This is a genomic window from Streptomyces sp. NPDC028722 (assembly GCF_040637655.1).
In the GTDB taxonomy this organism is placed as follows: Bacteria; Actinomycetota; Actinomycetes; order Streptomycetales; family Streptomycetaceae; genus Streptomyces.
This window is the reverse complement of record NZ_JBEZWU010000013.1, coordinates 173,828-195,384: the sequence shown is the minus strand read 5'-3', so window position 1 is coordinate 195,384 and position 21,557 is coordinate 173,828. Positions and strand designations below refer to the sequence as shown.

Annotated in this window: 16 protein-coding genes; 9 read left to right on the top strand and 7 right to left on the bottom strand. The window is 69.2% G+C overall.

Annotation, left to right across the window (positions count from 1 at the left end):
* The first annotated feature begins 198 nt into the window (after positions 1–198).
* Positions 199–4,164 carry a type VII secretion protein EccCa gene (gene eccCa, locus AB0F03_RS21440; RefSeq protein WP_361994195.1) on the top strand — a complete coding sequence of 1,322 codons (3,966 nt, stop codon included), beginning with the start codon at positions 199–201 and terminating at the stop codon, positions 4,162–4,164.
* A 127-nt stretch (positions 4,165–4,291) separates the two neighbouring features.
* On the opposite strand, the gene AB0F03_RS21435 is transcribed toward eccCa, so the two are convergent.
* From AB0F03_RS21435 to AB0F03_RS21415, 5 genes are all read right to left on the bottom strand, one after another.
* Entirely contained in the window at positions 4,292–4,594 is a 303-nt protein-coding gene (locus tag AB0F03_RS21435; RefSeq protein ID WP_356822313.1) for a WXG100 family type VII secretion target, read from the bottom strand.
* A gap of 38 nt (positions 4,595–4,632) precedes the next feature.
* Positions 4,633–4,974, bottom strand: a complete 342-nt coding sequence (locus AB0F03_RS21430; protein ID WP_356822556.1) for a WXG100 family type VII secretion target — start codon at positions 4,972–4,974, stop codon at positions 4,633–4,635.
* 120 nt (positions 4,975–5,094) lie between these two features.
* Positions 5,095–6,252, bottom strand: coding sequence for a S8 family serine peptidase (locus tag AB0F03_RS21425; protein ID WP_361994231.1), 1,158 nt, complete (start codon positions 6,250–6,252; stop codon positions 5,095–5,097).
* 156 nt (positions 6,253–6,408) lie between these two features.
* The gene (locus AB0F03_RS21420) at positions 6,409–8,214 is read right to left on the bottom strand and encodes a hypothetical protein (protein ID WP_361994192.1); all 1,806 of its coding nucleotides are present in this window, start codon (positions 8,212–8,214) and stop codon (positions 6,409–6,411) included.
* Positions 8,214–8,645 carry a hypothetical protein gene (locus AB0F03_RS21415; protein ID WP_361994189.1) on the bottom strand — a complete coding sequence of 144 codons (432 nt, stop codon included), beginning with the start codon at positions 8,643–8,645 and terminating at the stop codon, positions 8,214–8,216. Before AB0F03_RS21415 ends, AB0F03_RS21420 begins: the two co-directional genes overlap by 1 nt.
* 404 nt (positions 8,646–9,049) lie before the next feature.
* On the opposite strand from AB0F03_RS21415, the gene AB0F03_RS21410 reads away from it, so the two are divergent.
* The 6 genes from AB0F03_RS21410 (at position 9,050) to AB0F03_RS21385 (ending at position 16,181) form a co-directional block, all read left to right on the top strand.
* A complete protein-coding gene (locus tag AB0F03_RS21410) occupies positions 9,050–9,562 on the top strand; it encodes a hypothetical protein (RefSeq protein WP_361994186.1) in 513 nt (170 codons plus the stop codon).
* Between the two features lie 75 nt (positions 9,563–9,637).
* Complete coding sequence (locus AB0F03_RS21405; RefSeq protein ID WP_361994183.1) at positions 9,638–11,965, top strand: hypothetical protein; 2,328 nt, start codon at positions 9,638–9,640, stop codon at positions 11,963–11,965.
* Between the two features lie 4 nt (positions 11,966–11,969).
* The gene (locus tag AB0F03_RS21400) at positions 11,970–12,593 is read left to right on the top strand and encodes a hypothetical protein (protein WP_361994181.1); all 624 of its coding nucleotides are present in this window, start codon (positions 11,970–11,972) and stop codon (positions 12,591–12,593) included.
* A 267-nt stretch (positions 12,594–12,860) separates the two neighbouring features.
* Positions 12,861–13,331: a hypothetical protein gene (locus tag AB0F03_RS21395; RefSeq protein ID WP_361994178.1), complete on the top strand. Its 471-nt coding sequence runs from the start codon at positions 12,861–12,863 to the stop codon at positions 13,329–13,331.
* Positions 13,332–13,419: 88 nt separating this feature from the next.
* Positions 13,420–15,651 carry a DUF6571 family protein gene (locus tag AB0F03_RS21390; RefSeq protein ID WP_361994175.1) on the top strand — a complete coding sequence of 744 codons (2,232 nt, stop codon included), beginning with the start codon at positions 13,420–13,422 and terminating at the stop codon, positions 15,649–15,651.
* Between the two features lie 11 nt (positions 15,652–15,662).
* Positions 15,663–16,181 carry a hypothetical protein gene (locus AB0F03_RS21385; RefSeq protein ID WP_361994172.1) on the top strand — a complete coding sequence of 173 codons (519 nt, stop codon included), beginning with the start codon at positions 15,663–15,665 and terminating at the stop codon, positions 16,179–16,181.
* 166 nt (positions 16,182–16,347) lie between these two features.
* On the opposite strand, the gene mycP is transcribed toward AB0F03_RS21385, so the two are convergent.
* The gene (gene mycP, locus AB0F03_RS21380) at positions 16,348–17,589 is read right to left on the bottom strand and encodes a type VII secretion-associated serine protease mycosin (protein WP_361994169.1); all 1,242 of its coding nucleotides are present in this window, start codon (positions 17,587–17,589) and stop codon (positions 16,348–16,350) included.
* Positions 17,590–17,600: 11 nt separating this feature from the next.
* Complete coding sequence (gene eccB, locus AB0F03_RS21375; protein ID WP_361994167.1) at positions 17,601–19,130, bottom strand: type VII secretion protein EccB; 1,530 nt, start codon at positions 19,128–19,130, stop codon at positions 17,601–17,603.
* A 197-nt stretch (positions 19,131–19,327) separates the two neighbouring features.
* On the opposite strand from eccB, the gene eccE reads away from it, so the two are divergent.
* Positions 19,328–20,665, top strand: a complete 1,338-nt coding sequence (eccE, locus tag AB0F03_RS21370) for a type VII secretion protein EccE (RefSeq protein ID WP_361994164.1) — start codon at positions 19,328–19,330, stop codon at positions 20,663–20,665.
* A gap of 20 nt (positions 20,666–20,685) precedes the next feature.
* Positions 20,686–21,450 carry a hypothetical protein gene (locus tag AB0F03_RS21365; RefSeq protein ID WP_361994162.1) on the top strand — a complete coding sequence of 255 codons (765 nt, stop codon included), beginning with the start codon at positions 20,686–20,688 and terminating at the stop codon, positions 21,448–21,450.
* The last annotated feature ends 107 nt before the right edge of the window (positions 21,451–21,557 follow it).

The window sequence follows — 21,557 nt, the reverse complement described above, 5'->3', positions numbered from 1 at the left end:
TCCGGGACTGCCTCCCCCCTCGATCGAGGGGTTCGTCCCGGTATCTCCGGCCTGTTCGGCGTGTGCTCACGCGAACATCCGGCACCCTACCGCTCACCCGTGTCCCGTGAACTCAGTAGGATCACGCGGCGGCCTGCGCTCGCCGGACACGGGGTGGCGTGCGGAATGCCTGGGTCGGGCAAGGGAATTGGTGGAGCGGTGAGCCAGATTGTCGTGAAGCGCCCTCCCCGGGCGCTGCCGTCCGAGGTGCCCACGGAAGAGGTCGTCGTCCAGCCACCGCCGGAACTGCCGCGGGGGCACCAGGAGAGCGTGCTGATGCAGCTCCTGCCCACGCTGGGCATGGGCGGTTCGGTGGTGTTCTTCTTCACGAACGGCCAGCCGTTCATGAAGATCATGGGCATGATCATGATCGCCTCGACGGTGGGGATGTCCATCGCGATGGTGGTCCGCTTCCGCCGCGGCTCCCAGGGCCAGCTGGCCGACATGCGCCGCGACTACCTCAGCTATCTGTCACAGACGCGGGGGGCCGCCGTACGGACGGCGAAGGCCCAGCGGGACGCGCAGTACTACCTGCACCCCTCCCCCGAGCAGTTGTGGGCGCTCGTCGCCGAGGGCAGCCGGGTGTGGGAGCGGCGGCCCGGCGACGAGGACTTCGCGCACGTACGCGTCGGCCTGGGCCCGCAGCCGCTGGCGACCCCGCTCGTCGCCCCGGAGACGGGGCCCGTCGAACAGCTGGAACCGTTGACCGCCGGTGCCATGCAGCGTTTCCTCGCCGCGCACCACAGCGTCGGCGACCTGCCGATGGCCGTGTCGCTGCGCGCCTTCTCCCACGTCACGGTCAGCGGTGAACCGCAGTCCGTACGGGCCTCGGCCCGCGCCCTGGTCGGCTCGCTCGCCTCGCTGCACTCCCCCCAGGACCTGATCATCGCGGTGGCCGCGGGTCGCGAGGCCCTGCCGCACTGGGACTGGGCGAAGTGGCTGCCGCACGTACAGACGCCCGGTGCCGTGGACGGCGCGGGCTCCCGCCGGCTGATCGGCGCCGACCCGCGCGAGCTGGAGGACCTGCTCGCCGCCCGGCTGACCGGCCGGCCACGCTTCCACCCCGGCGCGGGACCACTGCTGGACGAGCCGCACATCGTGCTCGTCCTGGACGAGCTGTCCCTGCTGCCGGACTCGGTCCTCGCCAACCCGGAGGGCCTCCAGGGCGTCACGGTGCTCGAGGTGGTGCCCGGCGACCTCACGACGGCGGGCGGCGACCTGTCCGTCGTCGTGCAGCCCGGCCTGCTGCGCCTGGAGTCCGGGCACGGCGAGGTCTACGACGGCACCCCTGACGCCCTCTCCTACGAGTCGGCCGAAGCGCTGGCCCGGCAACTCGCGCCGCTGCGGATGGCGTCGGGCGGCGACGACGACGAACCGCTGCTCGCCAACCTGGAGTTCACCGACCTGCTGGGTCTCGGCGACGCCGCGTCCGTCGACACCAAGCGCACCTGGCGACCGCGCGCGCTCGCGGAACGGCTGCGGGTGCCGATCGGCGTCGGCCCGGACGGCAGGCCCGTCATGCTGGACCTGAAGGAGGCCGCGCAGGAGGGCATGGGCCCGCACGGCCTGTGCGTCGGCGCCACCGGTTCCGGCAAGTCGGAGCTGCTGCGCACACTCGTACTGGGCCTCGCGGTCACCCACTCCTCGGAGACCCTGAACTTCGTCCTCGCGGACTTCAAGGGCGGCGCGACCTTCGCCGGCATGGCGCAGATGCCGCACGTGGCGGCCGTGATCACCAACCTCGCCGACGACCTGACCCTGGTCGACCGCATGGGCGACTCCATCCGCGGCGAACTCAACCGCCGCCAGGAACTGCTGCGCGACGCCGGCAACTACGCCAACATCCACGACTACGAGAAGGCACGCGCGGCGGGCGCCCCGCTCCAGCCGATCCCCTCCCTGGTCCTGGTCATCGACGAGTTCAGCGAACTGCTGACCGCCAAGCCCGACTTCATCGAGATGTTCGTGCAGATCGGCCGCATCGGCCGATCCCTGGGCGTGCACCTGCTGCTCGCCTCGCAGCGTCTGGAGGAGGGCCGGCTCCGCGGCCTCGAGACCTATCTGTCGTACCGGATCGGTCTGCGCACCTTCTCCGCGGCCGAGTCCCGCGCCGCGCTCGGCGTCCCCGACGCTTACGAACTCCCCAACGTGCCCGGTTCCGGCTTCCTGAAGTACGGCACGGACGAGATGGTCCGCTTCAAGGCGGCGTACGTCTCCGGTGTGTACCGCTCGGGCACCCAGCGCACCACCCTGACCGGCGGACAACTGCCCGTCGACCGGCGGCCGGTGCTGTTCACGGCCACCGAGGTGCCCGTCCGCTACACCGCGCTCCCGCAGCAGCGCACGCACTCCGAGGCCGTGGTGGACGAGGCGCTGGCCGACACCGTCCTCGACGTGATCGTGCGTCGCCTGGAGGCCCAGGGCCCGGCCGCGCACCAGGTGTGGCTGCCCCCGCTGGAGAGCCCGCCGTCGCTGGACGCGCTGCTGCCGGGCCTGGCGGCGGTACAGGGCCGCGGCCTGACCCAGCCCGGCTACGAGGGCGCTGGCCGGCTGGTCGTCCCCGCCGGCCTCGTCGACAAGCCGTACGAGCAGCGCCGCGACCGGCTGATGCTCGACTTCTCGGGCGCGGCCGGCCACATGCAGATCGTCGGCGGCCCCCAGTCCGGCAAGTCCACGCTGCTGCGCTCCCTGATCTGCTCCTTCGCGCTCACCCACACACCGTACGAGGTGCAGTTCTACGGCCTCGACTTCGGTGGCGGCGGCATGGCCGCGGTCGGCGGTCTGCCGCACGTCGGCGGCATCGCCTCGCGCCTGGACCCGGAGCGGGTCCGCCGTACGGTCTCCGAGGTGTACGGCGTCCTCACCCGCCGCGAGGAGTACTTCCGCACGGCCGGCATCGCCTCGATCGCCGACTACCGCGCCCGGCGCGCCCGCGGCGACATCTCGGTGACCGACCAGCCGTGGGGCGACGTCTTCCTGGTCATCGACGGCTGGGGCAACTTCCGCGCGGACTACGAGGCCCTGGAGACGGCGGTCCTGGACATCGCCGCCCGCGGCCTCGGCTACGGCATCCACGTGATCATCACGGCGTCACGCTCGATGGAGGTCCGGGCCAACCTCAAGGACCACCTCATGAACCGGCTGGAGCTGCGCCTCGGCGACGTCATGGACTCGGAGATCGACCGCAAGGTCGCGGTGAACGTCCCCGCGGGCGTCCCCGGCCGCGGTCTGTCCCCGCAGAAGCTGCACTTCATGGCGGCGGTCCCGCGCATCGACGGCCTCACCTCCGACACGGACCTGGCCGAGGCCACGGCCGCGCTCACGACCGAGGTCGGCCGCCACTGGCAGGCGCCGGGCGCCCCCGAGGTACGGCTGCTGCCGCGCCAACTGGAGGCCGTCGAACTGCCCTCCGGCGACCGTTTCCCGCAGCGCGGCATCGCCTTCGCGCTCGACGAGGAGAACCTGGAACCGGTGTTCCTCGACTTCGAGCAGGACCCGTTCTTCCTCGTCTTCGGCGAGAGCGAGTCCGGCAAGTCCAACCTGCTGCGCCTGCTGATCAAGCAGCTCACCCTGCGGTACGGCGGCGACGAGGCGAAGTTCTTCGTGGTGGACAACCGGCGCTCGCTCCTGGACGTCACACCGGCGTCCCACCTCGCGGAGTACATTCCGATGTCCAGCCAGATGGAGCACCACATGGTGGCCCTGGCCGACCTCATGCAGCGCCGCACCCCCACCGCCGACGTCACGCCGCAGCAGCTGCGGGACCGCAGCTGGTGGCGCGGCCCCCAGGTCTTCGTCGTCATCGACGACTACGACCTCGTCTCGAACTCCACCGGCAACCCGCTCAGCGGCCTCACGGAGATGCTGCCCTTCGCCCGCGACGTCGGCGTCCGCTTCATCATCGCCCGCTCCTCCGCGGGCGCCGGCCGCGCCTCCTACGAGCCGTTCATGCAGCGTATGAAGGAACTCGGCGCCCAGGGGGTCGTCCTGGCCGGCGACCCGGCGGAGGGCGACATCCTCAACGGCGTCCGGCCCCGCCCGATGCCCGCGGGACGCGGCGTCTTCGTGTCCCGCAAGCGGGGGAAGCCGTTGGTGCAGACCGGGTTGGTGGACGTGGAGTACTGACGCGGGGACGGGGGCCTTCGCGCCCTGCATGGCTCGCGTGGCCGAGTACGGCCGGGCATGACAAAGGGTGGGCACCTCCCGTGCGTGCCCACCCTGTTGCCGTGCCGTGCCGGCCGTTATGACCGACCTACATGAAGTAGCTGGCGGCCTTCCGGTCGCCGCCCTGGTAGTCACCGCCGGCCGCGTGCACGACCTTGCCGATCTGGACCAGGGCCTCGTGGATGCCCTTGGCCTCGCGGTCCCAGGCGGCCTGCTGCTCGGTGTACGCGTTGTGGGCCTCGCCCTCCCACATGCTGGCGACGCCGGCGACCTTCTGCTTGATGGCCTCGAGGCCCTCTTCCAGCCGCCGCGCGTGGTTGGCCAGCTGGGTGGCGGTCTCGTCGAGGCTGCCGTAGGTAACTTCCAGCTCGCCGCTGTTGTTGACGCCCATGATTGCTCCGTTGCTGAAGGGTGGTGGCCTGGTGGGGATCAGTAGCTGGACAGCGCCGAGTGCGCGCCACCGAGGTCGACGTCGATGCTCTGGACCTGCGAGCGGACTTCGTCCTCCGTGCCGTCCTTGATCTTCCGAGTGGTGCTCATGGCCTCGATGAACTTGGCGAGGATGTTGCCGATCTTGACCATGCGCTCGTTGATCTCGGTCTGCTTCGAGTTGAAGGCACCGGCGCCGATGCCCTTCCAGTTGCCCTCGAGGCTGTCGATCAGGGCCTGGAGCTCCTTGAGCTGACCCTTGATGCCCTCGAAACGGTGCAGAAGCTCCTTTTCGAGGACAACAATGTCCTTGTCACTTACCTTCTGGCGCTGCGTCGCCATTTCCATGCCTTTCTTCGTGGGCTGACCTTGCCGGGCGCTGCGTCTTGAGTCAGGCGTCAGCGCTGTCGGCAAGTGGTCCTCCTGCTCACTCGGCGAATGAGCAGGTATACGGGAGACCGCTCAGGCGTTACGGCGTGCGCGCATCACGGCGAGACCGGCGCCTGCGATGACCAGTACGGCTGCTACGGCGCCGATGATCACCCAGGTCTGGGTGTTGTCGCTGCCGGAGCCGGCGTCCTTCGCGGCGGCGGACGTGGGGCCGCCGGAGGAACCGGTGTCCTTGGCCGGCGTCTTGGCGGACGGCGACGCCGCGGGGCTCTTGGTGGCCGTGATGTCCTCGTCCGGGGCCGTTCCGTTCTCGGCGGCCAAGGGGTCCCTGTTGGCCGGGCCGGGATCGAAGTTCTTGTCCGCCAGCACCATGCGCGGACGCATGATGCCGTAGCCGAGGTACTTGCTGGGCTTGCCCTTCGGCCACGTACGCCCGGCGGTGTCGATGAGGGACCGGAGAACCTGGTTGGCCGTCCAGTCGGGATGAGCGGACCAGACGAGGGCGGCGGAGGCGGAGGCTATGGCGGAGGCGTTGCTGGTGCCCTTCGTATCGCAGTACTTGGTGAACGTGGTGTCGCACCAGCCGGGGACATTGAGGCCGGGCGCCGACAGGTCCACGTAGTTGCCGTACGTGGAGAAGTTGCCGACCGTTCCCGCCTTGTCGACTGCGGCTACGCCGGTGACATAAGGATCGCTCGACGGATACTCGCGCTTGTTTCCCTTGTCTCCGCCATTACCGATAGAGGCGAAAAGCAACTTGCCCTTGGAGGCCGCGTACTTGACGGCGTCCTCCTCCTCACCCTCGTAGTACTCGCTTCCGAACGACATGTTGATGATTTTGGCATCGCTGTCGGCAGCCGCCTTGATCGCCTCCGGGGAGGTCAGGGACTTCAGCCGCTCGTCTTGATCCTTCAACTGGTCGAGTCCGATACGGATCGGGATGATCTTTGCCCCGGGAGCAAGGCCCTTGATGCCGCCACCGGCTCCAGTGCCGGCAATGATTTCGGCCATCGTTGTGCCGTGTCCGTCGTAATCCTGAGTGACGTGGTACTTCGCGACTTTCGGCACCTCGTCGACAAGCACTTGACCCTTGAGGGATGAGGTCTGGGTATTGACTCCGGTGTCGACCACAGCGACCTTCACCCCCTTGCCGGTGCTGTGCTTCCACATCTCGTCCGCGTGCATCGCATCCAGATACCACTGCTTGGACTGAACGTCGTCCGAGGCCACGGCTCCGGGGGCCAGTCCTGCCGACGTGATGACCAGCGTGCCCAGTACGGAGCACACGGCGGACAGCCGTATCGCGTTACGCCTCGTCAGCAGGGCAGTCCCCATGCCGCGTCGGCCGGTCCCTGGCTTCATGCCTGTCTACGTCCTCGCTCGTGATCAGTCGCTCGTCCGGGGCACATCACGCCGCTGCCGCGACGAGCGGTGCTCTTCCTTCTCGGCAGGCCCACCAGTACGACCGGGCTTGTCGCCCGCGCCCTGGCGGCCGCCCACCGCTCCACGACCGAGCCCCTTGTCGCCGGCCTCGGAACCCTTGGGTGGGGACCCGGCAGTGTTGCGGGGTGCGCCGATCGCACCCTCTGGGTTGCCTGCCGAGCGCAGCACCGCCTGGTTCGCGCCGGGTTCCGCCTTCGCCGTGGGGGTACCGACGACCCCTCGCTGACCGAGAGCACCCTTCGAGGGCTTGTTGGTGACCGGTTCTTCAGCGCCGATGACCGTACCGCGCGGCACACGGGGATTAGCCGTCCCTCCGGAGGTACGGCCTGTGACCGGTTTGCCGCCCACGACACCGTTGCGCGCCGCACCGGTGGGACCGGCTGTCCCGGCTCGCCCGTTGGACGTGTTGGCCGGCCTCGGCGTTCCGCCGGTGACACCGCGTCCCATCGGTGCGCGCCCGGACTGAGCGGCCCCTCGTGCACCCGGCTGACCCGTCGGGGTCGTACGACCCATGGCTCGAGCTGCCTGTCCCATCGGGCCCTGCGAGGCTCGGCCGCCCCCGCCGGAACGTCCCGTCTGTCCCGCGGGTCCCTGCGGCACTCGACCGCTTCCGGTGCCCGAAGGGCCGGTGCGCCCCTGCGAGGAGACCGGGAACCGGCTGGTCGGCCCGTAGCCGGGGGTACGACCGGAGGCCTGCGCTACGGGAGGCGCCATCGGCCCCGGAGGCAGCGGCATCTGCCCACCGCCCCCAGCGGTTGTCGGCAGAGTAGGCGCCGGGGAGCTGGGCGGCGTGGCGGGTGTCTGCGGAGGCAGCGTCGTCGTGGTGTTGATCTCCGTGCCGACATCGTGCCCGGAGGGTGCGGTGGGCTCGGGGACTTCCTTGAGGGGCGGTACGTGGCCGCCGATCTCTGTTCCGTGCACGGTAGGAGTGCCGTGAACGGTAGCCGTGACGTGATGCGCTTCCGGCGCACCTCCGTGTCTTGCTGCCGCACCGCCTCGCAGAGCGGCTGGAGTGGACGAATTCGAGCCGACCCGCCCAGGGTCCCTCTCACGCCCCACCGGCTTGGGCACACCCACATCCGGAATCGGACTGTACGGCTTCGGATCGCTGGCCAGAGCCGTCCCCAGCGCGGTCGCGGACACCGCGTAGAACGACGCCAACCGGTTCACCTGGTTGATCGCCTCTTGCCGGTTCTTCTCCACCGCGAGCGCGGCGGCGTAGTCCGGGTTGCCGTCGACCTGCTTGGTCTTGGGCAGCTGCGTGGGGCGCTTCTGCTCGCTCGCGGGCCGGGTGTCACGGGGCGGCATGGACTTGCGTACGGAGGCCAGCCCCGTCGCGGCGGCCGAGATCTCGGTCGCGGCGACGTCGGCGAAGGTCGCGAGTCCCTTGGTCCAGTCGATGAGGCCCGAGGTCCACGTGTGGAAGCTGTCCGCGCCCTCGCCCTGCCAGTCGACGCCGCGGAGGTGGGTCTCCAGGTCCGTCGCCGCGTCGTGGATGGCCGTACGGGCATCCCACAGTGCCTTGCTGGCCGTCTCCAGGTGCTCCGGGTTGGAGTGGTGGACCAGGTCGATCATCGCGTTGAGTTCGTGGTCCTCGAAGTCGGTCCTGCCGAGGGACAGTACCGCTCCGATCGGCGTCCCCTTGAACGCGTTCTGGAACCGGCTGAGCGTGTTGACCGCGCCGACCTGCTCGTTGGCCTGCTGGACGTCGTTCTTGTACTCGGGCTTCTGCTGCCAGTTGTCGCTCATCAGAACCCGCCCTCCACGGACTTGGCCCCGCCGACGTGCTGAGCCCCGGCAGGCTCGTCGTGGGTGTGCTTCTCCTCGGGCTGCGCCTTGCGGTGTTCGGCTGCGAGGTGCGCGCGGATCTCCCAGAACCGGCGCCGGACCTCGTCCTCCGTACCGTCGTACGTGACGTCGGCCGCGTGGGCCGCCAGCGTCAGCGCCTCGATCTGCATGCTCAGGTTCTTCGACAGCGAGGTGAGACGCTCATGCACCTGCTCGTACCTGCCGTGCAGCTCGGTCGCCTCGTGGAAGGGGATGTTCGAGCCGCTGAAGGAGCTGGGGCTGAGGGTGTGTTCCGCGAGCCTGGACGGACTGCCCGGAGCCCCCTCGAAGGCCTTCAGCGCGTCGTCCACTTTCCTCTTGAACTTCGACAGCGCATCGATGCCGCGCCTCATGCCCGAGCCGCCACCGTCGCCCACCGCGACCCCTTCCCCGTTTCCCCGTTCGTAGAACTGGACGGACCGAGGGGACGACAGAGTCACGCCCCCGATCTATCACCGACCACTGTAGTCATTGTGCAAATCGCGGCCAACTGAACTCTGCGACGGTTCAGTTGCGAAGGCGTCCCGAAGTGGCCTGGTCATGACCGCCAGAGACCGACAAGGCGGTCAATCACGACAGATGGGGATCACCGTCTGCGCAGAAGCTTCACAGGAGCACGCCGGGCGGTACGCCGACGCGCCTCCGCCGAATTTTCACGCCTGACAGATCCCGCATAGCGGACATGGCACAAATTTTCCCCGGCAGCGGTTGCTAGCTTGACCCGCAGCGACGTGGTCACGGGGGAAAGGGCCTTTCCATGGCATGGGACGAGTGGGAACAGCTCAAGACGCGGGCCGCTGCGGGGCAGCAGGCGCACATGCAGCTCAACCATGTCGACGGGGGCGGCGGCACGTACGGCCCTTACGTCCTCCCCGGCAAGACCGGTGACCTCAAGGTGGGTCACCAGGACCTGGAGAAGATCGGCAGCGCCGCCCACCGTCTCTACAACCAGCTCTGGGACAAGGCCCGCGTGGCCACCCCCAGCAGCGACTCCGCGGCCGGCGACCTCTCCCAGCAGGGCTTCGCCCTGGGCGCCGGACTCCAGCATGTCTCGACCCGCTGGGAGGAGCAGCTGAAGTCGCTGATGGACGCCTGCGCCCAGATTTCCAACCACATGCAGACCACCAAGGCCGTGCACGCGAACGACGAGCACTACATCCAGCGGCAGATGAGCAGCATCGACGCGCTGGACGCCGGGTTCGACGAGCGGGTCGGGGCGCCGGGCAAGAAGAACTCCATCTACGGGGAGAAGGACGAGAAGAAGGAGTAGCGGCGCCGGGAGGACGCGACGAGACCTCTCTCCGCACCGGCTGCCACCGCTATTCCAGAGGATGACGACACCCGCATGGATTTCAACGCGCTGTTCCACGCCAACTTCAAGCTGCTCGACGACGCCGTCGCCGACTGGTCGACGCTCGTCAAGCACCTGGCCGACCTGAAGAAGGACGCCGAGGACGACCTGCACAAGGCTGCCCTCACGGCCGACTGGGTCGGCGTGAACGCACAGGTCTCCAGGGAGTTCATCGGCAGGACCGCCGGTGAGTTCGGCGACGCCCACACGCAGGCCACCACCATCCACAACATCCTGCGGGACACCAGGGACGAGCTGAAGACGTACCACGAGCAGCTGACGGGCGCCGTCTCCCGCGCACACGACAAGCATCTGACCGTGGCCGACACGGGAAACGGCACGTTCACGGTCACGGGCGACACCCGGCCCGACTGGAACTCCGATCCCAGCGGCAACACGAGCGCGACGAACCAGAAGGACGCCGACGCCTTCCGCGACGAGATCCAGGGCATCCTCAGCAAGGCCACCGAGAGCGACAACACCGCCAAGGACGTCCTCACCGCGATCGTCGACCAGAGCGCGATGGGCTTCTCCGACGCGAACTACAAGGACCGGGACACCGCGGCGGATGCCGTCAAGGAAGCCGACGAGCTGGCGAAGCTCGCCAAGAAGGATCCGGACGACCTGTCCGTGGAGGACTTCGACCGGATCGACGCGGGGCTGAAGAAGTACGCGAACGACCCGCTGTTCGCCGAGCGCTTCACCACCGGCCTCGGCCCGCAGAAGACCCTGGAGTTCTGGACCGGGATCAGCGATCCCAACAGGGGCAACTACGAGCTGGGACACAAGCGCCTCGACCAGTTCGACGACCTTCAGCGCAACCTGGGCCTCACGCTCGCCCATGCCACGCAGAGCGACTCCGCGGGCATGACCGAGTGGAAGCGCAACATGATCGACATCGGGGACAAGCCGCTCTACGGCGACCGGGGCGGCCCCATGGGCTTCCAGGTCATGAGCAACCTCATGCGGACCGGTGACTACGACGACCGGTTCCTCAAGGACTACGGAACCGCACTGATGGTCACCGAGCGGAAGATGACCGGCACCGGCGGCCACCGGAACCCGATATGGCAGCACATGGGCGGCAGTGCCTGGTTGAACCGGATCGGCGACGACAGCGGCAACGACCCGCTCACCGGCTACCTCAAGGGCCTGTCCAACAGCCCCGACGCGGCCACCGACTTCCTCAACCAGCAGTACGTCTCCAAGGACGACCCGGACAACCCCTTCGAGCGGGACACCGACGGCAACGGCAAGAAGGGCAAGGTGTCGCTGTCGAACTTCCAGTACCTGTTCGAGGAGCGGGACTGGCCCGAGGAGACGAACCTCCACGGGGACGGGATCGTCACGGGCCAGAACAACCTGGCGCTGGCCCTGGAAGCCGCCACGACGGGACACCCGGCCGGCGAGATGCCCACGGCGGACACCCCTCCGCACAACGCGGGGCAGGCGAAGCTCGTGGAGGACATCTTCCACTCGGTGTCGGAGGACCCCAAGCGGCTGACCGGCCGCGGCTACATGTCGGACAGCATGGGCCAGATCGCCGCCGAGTACATGCCGGACATCCATCGGGAACTCCACGCGGGTGACGCCAGCGAGAAGACGTTGTTTCCCGTGGCAGGCACGGTGGCCACGCTCAACGAACGGGACATCACCCGTTTCCTGTACACGGTCGGCCAGAATCCCGAAGGCTACGCCGCGGTCAACCTCGGTCAGCACAGCTACACGGCGCAGCTGATGCAGCACCACTTCGAGCATCCGGGGCAGTACGTGAAGGACCCGGCCTTCTCCCAGGCCGACAACCTGAAACAGGGGACCGAACAGATCGCCCGTAAAGCGGGTGAGATCGAGGGCATCATCGGTGCCGGCCGCGCGTACCAGGCCGAACTGGAGGGTGGCGCGAAGGACGCCGACTACAACGCCGCGATCGAGAGGGCCGGGAGCTGGGGCGGCACGGCCGTCGGCATCGGCATCGGCATGGCGACGGAGCCGATGACCGGTCCCGGCGGTGCCATCATCGGTGACGTGGCCGGCACGGCGGCCGATGAGATCATCGGCAAGATCACCGAAGGAGCCATGCAGGACAGCTCCGGCGAGATCATCTACCGCAACGGGGAAAGCTTCGAGGAGACGTCCGACTCCACCTACAAGCTGGTGGAACTCGCCGCCCAGAAGGCAGGAGAGAATTCCGGCCACCGCTACCCGTTGATCGAGGCTTCGGTGGCCACGGCCGCGGAGGACGGATTCGACACCGCCGGGACCAAGGTGCACAAGTACCTCGACGGCGAGGGCATCCCCAGGCAACTCGACACGGAAGACTGAGACGTTGGCATCGACTCGTACGAAATCCCTGCTCGCCGGGGGAGCGGCGCTGCTGCTCTGCATCGTCCTGGGTGCCCTGTACGCGCTGGGGCTGCCGCCCTTCGAGGACAAGGTGGGCGAGATCAAGGCATCCGAGGTGTGCGGGACGCTGGGCCGCTCGTCCAGCAGCGCCGCCGCACTGAAGCGCGTCCTGCCGGACAAGTCCTCCTACACGTTCGACGGCGCCGTGACCGACCCGCGTCTCGACGACATGGACTCCAGCTACTACGCGTCCTGCTTCGTCGACGGCGACGGGAAGCAACTCGTCGCCGTCACCGCCGAGATGGCGCAGTACGACAAGGCCGAGGAGTGGGTGAAGGACGTGGTCGAGAACAATGGGCCGGCCGGCACGGTGAAACCGTTCGGCGCCGGCGACAAGGCGGTCGCGTCGGACAAGGTCGCCGCCATTTACCTTCCCTGTGTCGCCCGCGGTGCCGGCCGGCATCTGAGCGTGGTCGTAGACCTCAAACAGCCCGGTACCGCCGACGGCGGTCAACTGCGGGAGGGACTGATCACCCTCGCCAGGGATGCCGCGCTGGCCGCGCACAAGAAGGCGAAGTGCGACGCGCCGCCCAAGCTGACGCACTGAGCTGGGGCGACGGACGGTTCGGGCACGAGCAGGCGGTGCAGATCCAGAGTCTGCCACCGCTCGTCGGAGTCAGCGGAGACAAGAGGGTGAGATGCCGGGCCGTCCGGGCGGTCCGATGAGTGACCGCAGGGCGGTTCCGGCCGTCATGTCCCTCCTCGCCTTGTGTTCCACGCGTGGCAAGCCCTCGATGACGGGCATAGCCGGGACTCTCCCGGGCGGGGTTGCTAGCTTGGCCCCACACTGGTGTGTCCACGGGAAGGGGTCCTTGTGGCGTGGGACGAGTGGGAGCAGGCCAAGGCGCAGGCCGGCGCCGGGAGATCGAGCCAGATGCGGCTCAACCAGCTGGCGGCGGACGGCGGGGGCGGCTCCGGAGACCTGGTCGTGTATCAGGACGACCTGGGCCGCGTCGGGCACGAGGCCAAAATCCTGTTCGACGACGTGAAGAGCCAGGCCGACATCGCCGGCGCCGGGTCCGGCAACGGCTCGGTCGGCTCGACCATGCAGGCCGCCGCAGCCCTGAAGTCGCACGGCTTCCAGACGGGCAGCGCCCTGGAAACCACCGTGGAGGTGTGGACCACGCAGGTCAAATCGGTGCTACAGGCATGCGCACACATCTCGAATCATCTGGGCTTCACCCAGAAACTGCATGCGGAGGACGACGCCGAGATCGGTGCCACGCTCCGTGGCCGTGACGGCTCGGCCGTGTCCGTTTCCCAGCTCAACGAGTACTTCGAGTAGGTGACCTCTGGTGGCTCTCACCACCACCGACCTCATCGAGGTCGACCTCAGCACACTCGCCACTGCGGTCTCGGACTGGAAAAAGGCCGTGGACGGTCTGAAGAAGTCGGGCGAGCACGCTCGCACAGGGATGCAGGCAAAGTCCGACTCGGCACGGTGGGCCGGGGTCAATGCGACGGTGACACGGGGCTTCGTTTCGAAGACGGCCAAGGAGATCTCTGACCTGCACGCCGAGGCCGACAGCATCTACCAGGTCCTCGACGACGGGCACACCGAGCTCGTCGCGTTACAGAAGCAGCTGAAGACGGCAGTCCAGAGTGACGCCGCGAACCTGGGGGTGCGTGTCGAGGATCTGGGTGACGGCAAGGTCCGCTGCTTCTTCCCTCACGTCCGCGGTGACAGTGACGAGCGCACTCCGGAACAGCTGGACGAGAGGCAGGCGTTGGAGGGCCGTATCAACGGGATACTCGCCCATGCCGCCGAGATCGACGCCTCGGTCGCTCGCGCGCTGGCCAAGAGCCATGGCGGTGATCCCTACAACGCGGGCCACAGCACGTACGAGTCCCTCAACGACGCAGAGGTCGAGCGCGCCGTGGAACTGGCACGCAAGGGCGACAAGATGTCCGACGCGGAACTGCGTGAGTTGAACCAGCTGCTGCGCTTCAACTCGTCGGAGACGGACGGCGAGTTCGCCACCGAGTTCTACCAGGGGCTCGGCGGGCCGGAGAAGACACTTCGGTTCTATGCCGAGATGTCGATCGACGGCACCGACGCGGACGCGACCGGGACTCGCCTCGACGAGGTGCGGGAGCTACAGAAGGTCATGGGCTACACACTCGCCAACGCGACGGACCCGGACCACGGGCACCATCTGCCGGACAGCTGGGGTGCGGAGTTCCGGCGCCTCGGCACCCAGCAGGTCGGCTGGGAGCAAGGGCAGTGGAACAAGCCGTACGGCTACCAGGTGCTGGGGGGCCTGCTGCGCTACGGCAACTACGACCCACGGTTCCTCACCCCCATCGCGGAGCACATCACCCAGCTGCACGAGAAGGACCCGTACTTCTTCCTGTCGAACAAGCCGGCAGGGAGCCCGGACACGTACGGCTTCAATCCCGCGGGCGGACTGGGCACCGGTAACGACCCGTTGAACAGTGTCCTGGAAGCGCTCGGTCACAGTCCCGAGGCCTCGCAGAAGTTCTTCACCGGAACGCCGACGGCGTACAACGAGGACGGCACCGTGAAGGAGGGGGGTGAGCCGGGCTTCAGCTCCTACCTGGACCTGTTCACCGACAAGGACTTCGAGTGGACGGTCGACACGAACGCCGCGAACGTCCTCGCGGACGAGGACAAGACCAAGGAGGCACTGAACTTCGGCCCGGAAACACTCGGCCACGCCCTTGAGTCGGCGACCACGGGCCGGCCGTACGACAGCGACGACGCCGCCGACGCCATCAAGCACAACGCGGCGCAGGCCCACCTGGTCAGCGACATCGTGAACAAGTTCGGCGAGCATCCCGAGCTGATCAGGCACAACGAGAACGGGGACCTCGAGGACGAAGAGACGGGTCCGTTGTACGCCCTCCGGGGAAGCCTCGGTGACATCACCGCCGAGTACATGGGCGACTTCCAGCGGGCCATGTACAGGGAGGGCGCAGACAGCGACCTCTTCACTACCTTCGGTACCACAGCGGACCTGGATTCCGGTTACGCACAGCGCTTCCTCGGGGAAGTGGGACAGGATCCACACGCCTACGCGGCAATCACCAGTGCGCAACAGGCGTACACCACTCAGGTCGTGGACCACGTCATCAACGGGGACAGTCATTCGCAAGCTTCGCTCGACGGCCGGGTAGGCAACGCGGTCGCGCCGGGGGCGGCCATCGCGGGCATTATGAGCGACGCGCGAGCTCACGCCATCTACGAGTACCACAGCGCGAGTGATACAGAGTTCAACGAGGCAGCGGCTGACAAGCAGAAATGGGTGAACCGCATCCTCGGTATGGGTCTCGAAAAGGTGGGCGAGCGGATTCCCATCGCTGGTGCACCTCTGGAATGGGCCTCCGAAGACATTCAGGAGTCCGTCATGAAGAGCATCGAGCAGGACACAACGACCGAGGCTCAGCTGAAGGCGGGGAACGAGTACTCACGAGGGCGCGATGCGGCCATCGACTCCGCCCGGGCCGCCGTCGATCACGCCCTGATCAACAACCAGAAGATCAATCCTGACACGGCCGACGACCTGCGCTCGGCCGCTCGTGTTTCCGCAGGGGTCAGCCATTCCGCCGGCGCTCAATGGAACTCGGAGAGTGACGGGAATTGAGAAAGAGGACCTTGGCCTCCCTGCTGGCCGTCGTTGCCCTGAGTGCTTCGGCGGGATGCTCATCGGATGACCAGAAGCGCGATTTCGCGATTCCCAAAGAATTGTGCGGTGTCGCCGTTCAGGCTGGGCCACTCACTCGCCTCCTGCCCGCCTCGGGCAAGAGGCTGGATGTCGAGAAAGTGGCTCCCTCAGCCGAGTCCCACGCAACATGCGATGTGACGGTTGACGGGAATGTGGTGCTCACCGTTGAGGAAGAGCACATCAAATCCGGCCGCTCGGCTTGGATCATCGCTTCGTACGATCACGGCATTGGTCATGTGAAATCCAGTGACGGCGGATCCATCGCGTACGTGGGCAGGGCGGCAGTCTCGGTCGTTCCGTGTACCGGAAAGGGCATTCGGAAAGAAGCCGTCAGCACGTACATCAGGCTACTGAAGCCAGGGCGACAGGACGATTCGTCCATGCGGCAGTTGATTCGGGCATACACAGAATCGTTGAAGAAGCTTCAGCCCTGCGGAACAGGGTCCTGAGGGCCGGGGAACGTCCGCGATGGGTCTCCCCACACACTCGGGCGCGGCGCGCGGCCACCGCGCACCGCGCCCGAGTGGAAGGGCTTCTGCCGTCGACGGAGAGCGAGCGGCGGCTGCCCTCAGGGCCGACGCGCGGTTGATGAAGCCTGGGCCTGAAGCTACGAGGTCATCCCCGGCGCAGAAGTCGCCGGCGTCTCCTGCGGGCGTCGCGGAGGGCCACCGCTCCGCCGCTCAGGCCCGCCACCAGGACCGCCACGCCGACGGCCACGTACGTGGCGATGCGGGCGGTGCGTTCCTGGGGGGTTTCGCCGAGGGTGAGGCGGGCGGGGGTCGGGGCCTCCGCATGGGTGAGGCCCGCGTCGGAGTGAGGGGTCTCGATCGGGTGATCGTCCTCCGTCAGCGCGCGGACGGGGTCCACCACGCCCCAGCCGACCAGCCGGTCGTGGCCGGTGATGGAGCGTTCCGCCGTCTGCTCGATCTGGGCCACGACCTCCCGGGCCGTCCACGTGCGGTGCTTCGCCTTGATCAGCGCGGCGACGCCGGCGACGTACGGGGCGGAGAAGCTGGTGCCGTTGTCGGTGCAGTGGCCGCCCTTGGGGACGGTGGAGATCATGTCGACGCCCGGTGCGGCGACTCCGACGAAGTCGCCGGACTGGGAGAAGGCCGCGCGTTCGTTGTTGCGGTCGGAGGCGGCGACGGCGAGGACGCCGTCGTAGGACGCGGGGTACGTCTTCTTCGAGTCGCCGCCGAGGCCGCCGTTGCCGGCGGAGGCGACCACGACGATCCCGGCCGCCAGTGCCTCGTTCACCGCCCGGTGCAGGTCCTCGTCGGGAACGGCGGCGTCGGCCGTGTCCTGGGAGATGTTGATGACGTCGGCCTTCTCCTTGATCGCGTGCCGGATGGCCGTGGCGAGGGTGGCGGCCGTGCCGTCGCCTTCCGCGTCGTTCTGCTTGATCGGGATGATCGTGGCCTCGGGGGCGAGGCCGACGAAGCCCGTGCCCTTCATGGGGCGGGCCGCGATGATGCCCGCGACGCGCGTGCCGTGGCCGACCGTGTCGGTCGTGCCCTTGGCGTTCCCGCGGTCGATGGGCTGGCCCTTCTTGTCCTTCGGGGGCAGGAGGTTGGCGCCCAGGGAGGCGTCGACGGCGTGGGTGAGCTGCGGGTTGGCCGTGTCGACGCCCGTGTCGATGACGGCGACCCTGGTGTTCTCGCCCTTGGACCGGCTCCACAGCTCGTCGAGGTTGACGCGCTGGAGCGCCCAGGGCGTGCCCGTGTACGTGTGGTTGGTCCTGGAGAACGTGCACTGGCCGAAGTCGGGGTCCGCCGCCGCGGCCGGTGCCGTCAGCAGGGTGACGGCCAGTGCCGCGGTCGTCGCGAGGGCCGTACGGGTCGGGGGCGTCCGCGTCATCGTCGTACCCCTCAGGAGCCCTGCGGCTGGCGGGCCGCCGCGGTCGACAGGCGGGGGCCGGTCGGCAGGAACTCCGACCAGGCCGCGGGGATCGGGGCGGGGTTCACGTCGGCGTAGCCGAGGCGGGTCTGCGCCAGCTTCGCCTCCCCCTGGAGCTGCTTGCGCAGCTTGGCCGACATGCCGATGCCCTTGTCGTCGCCTGCGCTGTCGTCGTTGGACTGGAGGGCGTAGCGCAGACCGGTGTCGGTGACCAGGAACACGCCGCCGACCGTCGTCTTCGTCCCCTGGAACTGGCGGTAGAGCTGGCCGGAACCGGCGGTGACGTACGCGCTGGAGGAGCCGGTGGGCAGGACGGCCGGGAAGTCGGTGCCGGCCCAGGTGCTGAGGGTCGTGGCGCCGCTGTGGGGGTCGACGTGGCCGAGGACGTTGCAGACGGTGTTGCGGCTGCCGTCGGCGGTGGAGGGGTCGTTGACCGCGCTGGGCTTCTCGGTGGGCCACGTGTAGCGGGCGGCGAACGGTTCGCCCCGGGTGATGGCGCCCGCGCTGACCTCCAGGGGGTGTCCGGCCTGGCCGAGCCGTACGAGGTCCTTGCTGACCAGCAGGAGCTGGCTGACGAAGTAGGAGACGGGGGCGACCCGGCCGGGGAGGACGACGAAGTACTGCTCCTGGCCGTTGACCGGAGCCCGGAGCACCATGCCGACGCGGTTGGCGTGCTCGTCCAGCTGGCCGGGGGCCTTGGCCGGGGAGCCGGGGACGCCGTCGATCGACGGGAAGCGGATCGGGTCGCCCTCGTGCAGCGTGGCGATCCACTCCTTGGTCACCCGCTGCGGTGTGCGGTCGGTGCCCACGAGGGTCTGGACGAGCAGGCTGTCGCCGGCGTCCACCGGGTAGGCCCGGCCGTGCGCGTCGATCACGTACTGCTTCTTGTCCGGGGTGGTGACGTAGAGGAGTTCGCCGCCGCGCAGCTTCTCCCGGGGGTCGGCGAGCTTGTCCTGGTCGCGCGGGGCGAGGACGAACGCGGCCCGCTGGAGGGAGTTGCCGGTGCCGCTCGGGCGTTCGCAGACGGCCCACTGCTTGGCCGCGCCGGCCTCCGTGCTGGAGGGCAGCCGGTCGGGGGCGTAGGGGATGCCGATGGTGACGCCGTGCGGAACCTTGCCGTTGTCGAGGATCGACTCGTCGACGGTGACGACGTCGACATTGTTCTGGGTGTCGAGGACGAGCCTGGCGGAAGCCATGTTGAGCACCGGGTGGAGCTGGGTCTTGCCCTTGGTCTTCAGCACCACGTACCGGGTGGTGGACTTGCTGGCGATGATCACCTTCTGGCCCGGGTCGTTCCAGCCCTGCGGGGCGGTCGGCTTGAACATGCCCCAGGCGCCGAAGGCCGCGAGGACGACGACACCGACGATCGCGCCGGGCAGGACGGCGCGCAGCGGCCGGGGCGCGCCCTCGTCCGAGGCATCCGGTGACGACTGCACGAACGACGCGAGCATGCGGCGCTTCGCGAAGGTGTAGGCGTTGAGTTGGTCCCGCCGAGATGCCATCTGTGCCCGTTTCTCCCCGTGTCTCACCCGGAGCGTGCCCGGGGACCACGTTCCCCCGCCCTCCGTTGTCGGACCCGGCCCCTACTATGCCTGGTACGGAGCGGGCCCCGTGGAGCGGGTAGGGTACCCGGGCCCTCAAGGGCCTTGTTCAGTGGCCTGGTTCCAGCGAGTTGTGAGCAAAACGGGGGGATGGAGTGATGGCTTCCGGAGCGCGGACGCGAACACGCGGCCGGTCGGCGGCACGGGGCCGCGCGGCCGGGTCCGGGACGCCGGCGCGCGAGACGCCCGACCGGAGCGGCGCGGAGCGGCAGCAGGTCACGCCCGGCCTCAGGCAGCGGCCGGGCCGGGCCGGCTCGTTCCGTTTGCAACGGCTCCTGCTGGTGGAGCTGGCGGCGGCCGTGCTGCTCGTCGGCTGGGCCGTCGGGATGGCGGCCCTGGTGCCGGCCGCGGTGATCGCCGTGGCACTGCTCCTGCTGGCGTTCGTACGGCGGCGCGGCCGGTCCCTGCCGGAGTGGCTGGCCACGGCACGGGAGCTGCGGGCGCGGCAGAAGCGTGCCGCGCACACCCCGATACCGCCGGGTACGGAGCCCGGGCTGGTCCCGGCGGTGGAGTGCGAGCCGGCCCTGCGCACCTACTCCTACGGCGCTCGTGACCGGCGGCCGGCCGGCCTCGTCGGGGACGGGACGTTCGTCACGGCCGTGCTCCAGGTGGAGGCCGACGCGACCGCGCTGCGGGCCGAGCGGAGCCGGCAGCCGCTGCCCCTGGGGCTGGTGCGGGACGCGCTGGAGGTGGACGGGATCCGCCTGGAGTCGGCGCAGATCGTGCTGCACACCCAGCCGGCGCCCGCCCTGCACCTGCCCCAGCAGTCCGTGGCCGTCGCCAACTACCTGCCGCTCCAGGAGCAGACCGGCGCCCCGGCCGTCCGCATCACCTGGATCGCGCTGAAGCTCGACCCCGAGCTGTGCGCGGAGGCCGTGGCCGCGCGCGGGGGCGGACTGACGGGGGCGCAGAAGTGCGTCGTACGGACCGCGGACCATCTGGCGAGCCGGCTGACCGGCGCCGGATTCCGGGCGCGCGTGCTGGACGAGGAGGAGCTGGTCGCCGCCCTCGCCACCTCCGCCTGCGCCAACCCCCTGGTGACCGCCGAGGCGGGGCGCGGCGAGACCCGGGAGCGGCGCACGGAGGAGTCCGGGCGCAGCTGGCGCTGCGACAACCGGCGGCACACCACGTACTGGGTCCGGCGCTGGCCCCAACTGGGCGGCGGCCGGGGCGAGTCGCTCCCGCAGTTCGTCGCCCGGGTCACCGCGATACCGGCCCTGGCGACCACCTTCAGTCTCACCCTCGCGCGCGGGGAGCGGCAGGAGGTGTCGCTGTGCGGGCATCTGCGGGTGACCGGGCGCAGCGACGACGAACTCGTCGCGGCCCGCCGCGCCCTGGAGGACGCGGCCCGGCAGGCCGGGGCCGGCCTGACCCGCCTCGACCGCGAGCAACTGCCCGGCATGCTGGCCACTCTGCCCCTCGGAGGTGTGCGGTGACGACGATTCCGACGGCCCCCATGACGCCGGGTACCCCCGCGCGGGGGGCACGCGAGCCGTCCGGGCCACGGCGGACCGTCGAAAGGCTGCGGCACGGGCTCGGTCTGATCGGCCCCCGGCACGGCCGGCACGGGCTGCCCGCGCAGCAACTGGACGCGCTCGCCCTGCCCATCGGGGACGACGGAGTGGTGGCCGGTGTCGACGCCGAGGGCCAGCCGGCCGTCCTCGGCATCAACCGGCCCACCCCGTACGACGTCGTCCTGATCGGCGGCCTGTGGACCGCGCAGGTCCTGGCGCTGCGGTCGGCCGCCACCGGTGCCCGGGTCGCCGTGGAGACCGGCCGGCCGCAGGCCTGGATGCAGATGGTGCACGCCATGGGCGGCGGACAGAACGGCCTGTCCGTGTACGACGTCGGGCGGGTGCCGCCGCAGGGCGCCTCCGCCGGTACACCCGTACTGGTGGTCCGGGACTGCGGTATGCGGCCCCCGCGCGGCCGGGTGGTGTCCGGGCCCTGGCAGTCGGTGCTGACGCTGCTGCCCTACCTCAGCCCCGTCGCGCCCCGGCTGCTCCGGCAGGCCCGGCTCGCCGGCATCCAGCGGGTCTCCCCGGACGAGGCGGCCGAACTGGGGCGCACGATGGGCCTGTCGCGCACCGAGATCGAGTCGCTGCCCGCGCTGCCCGACGGCGTCACCCTGTGGTGCACCGACCGCGACCGGCAGTACGTGCTGACGCAACCCACCGACGCCGAGATCGGATTGTTGGGCACACCTCGACGGATGGACTGAACACCCCTTTCTGTCCCTTTTGTTCGCGGTCTAGACGGGTCCGCGGGGGGCGCGCGGGCCGTCTGCGGGCGTGCGTGACCTGGTGGTCGGGTGCCGAGGGGCGGGCA

Bases quoted from the DNA above. Each gene is read 5' to 3' on its own strand.
- AB0F03_RS21435 (WP_356822313.1), bottom strand. From the start codon at position 4,594: ATGGGCGTCAACAACAGCGGCGAGCTGGAAGTTACCTACGGCAGCCTC.
- AB0F03_RS21430 (WP_356822556.1), bottom strand. From the start codon at position 4,974: ATGGCGACGCAGCGCCAGAAGGTAAGTGACAAGGACATTGTTGTCCTC.
- AB0F03_RS21420 (WP_361994192.1), bottom strand. From the start codon at position 8,214: ATGAGCGACAACTGGCAGCAGAAGCCCGAGTACAAGAACGACGTCCAG.
- AB0F03_RS21415 (WP_361994189.1), bottom strand. From the start codon at position 8,645: ATGAGGCGCGGCATCGATGCGCTGTCGAAGTTCAAGAGGAAAGTGGAC.
- AB0F03_RS21410 (WP_361994186.1), top strand. From the start codon at position 9,050: ATGGCATGGGACGAGTGGGAACAGCTCAAGACGCGGGCCGCTGCGGGG.
- AB0F03_RS21405 (WP_361994183.1), top strand. From the start codon at position 9,638: ATGGATTTCAACGCGCTGTTCCACGCCAACTTCAAGCTGCTCGACGAC.
- mycP (WP_361994169.1), bottom strand. From the start codon at position 17,589: ATGACGCGGACGCCCCCGACCCGTACGGCCCTCGCGACGACCGCGGCA.
- eccB (WP_361994167.1), bottom strand. From the start codon at position 19,130: ATGGCATCTCGGCGGGACCAACTCAACGCCTACACCTTCGCGAAGCGC.
- eccE (WP_361994164.1), top strand. From the start codon at position 19,328: ATGGCTTCCGGAGCGCGGACGCGAACACGCGGCCGGTCGGCGGCACGG.
- AB0F03_RS21365 (WP_361994162.1), top strand. From the start codon at position 20,686: ATGACGCCGGGTACCCCCGCGCGGGGGGCACGCGAGCCGTCCGGGCCA.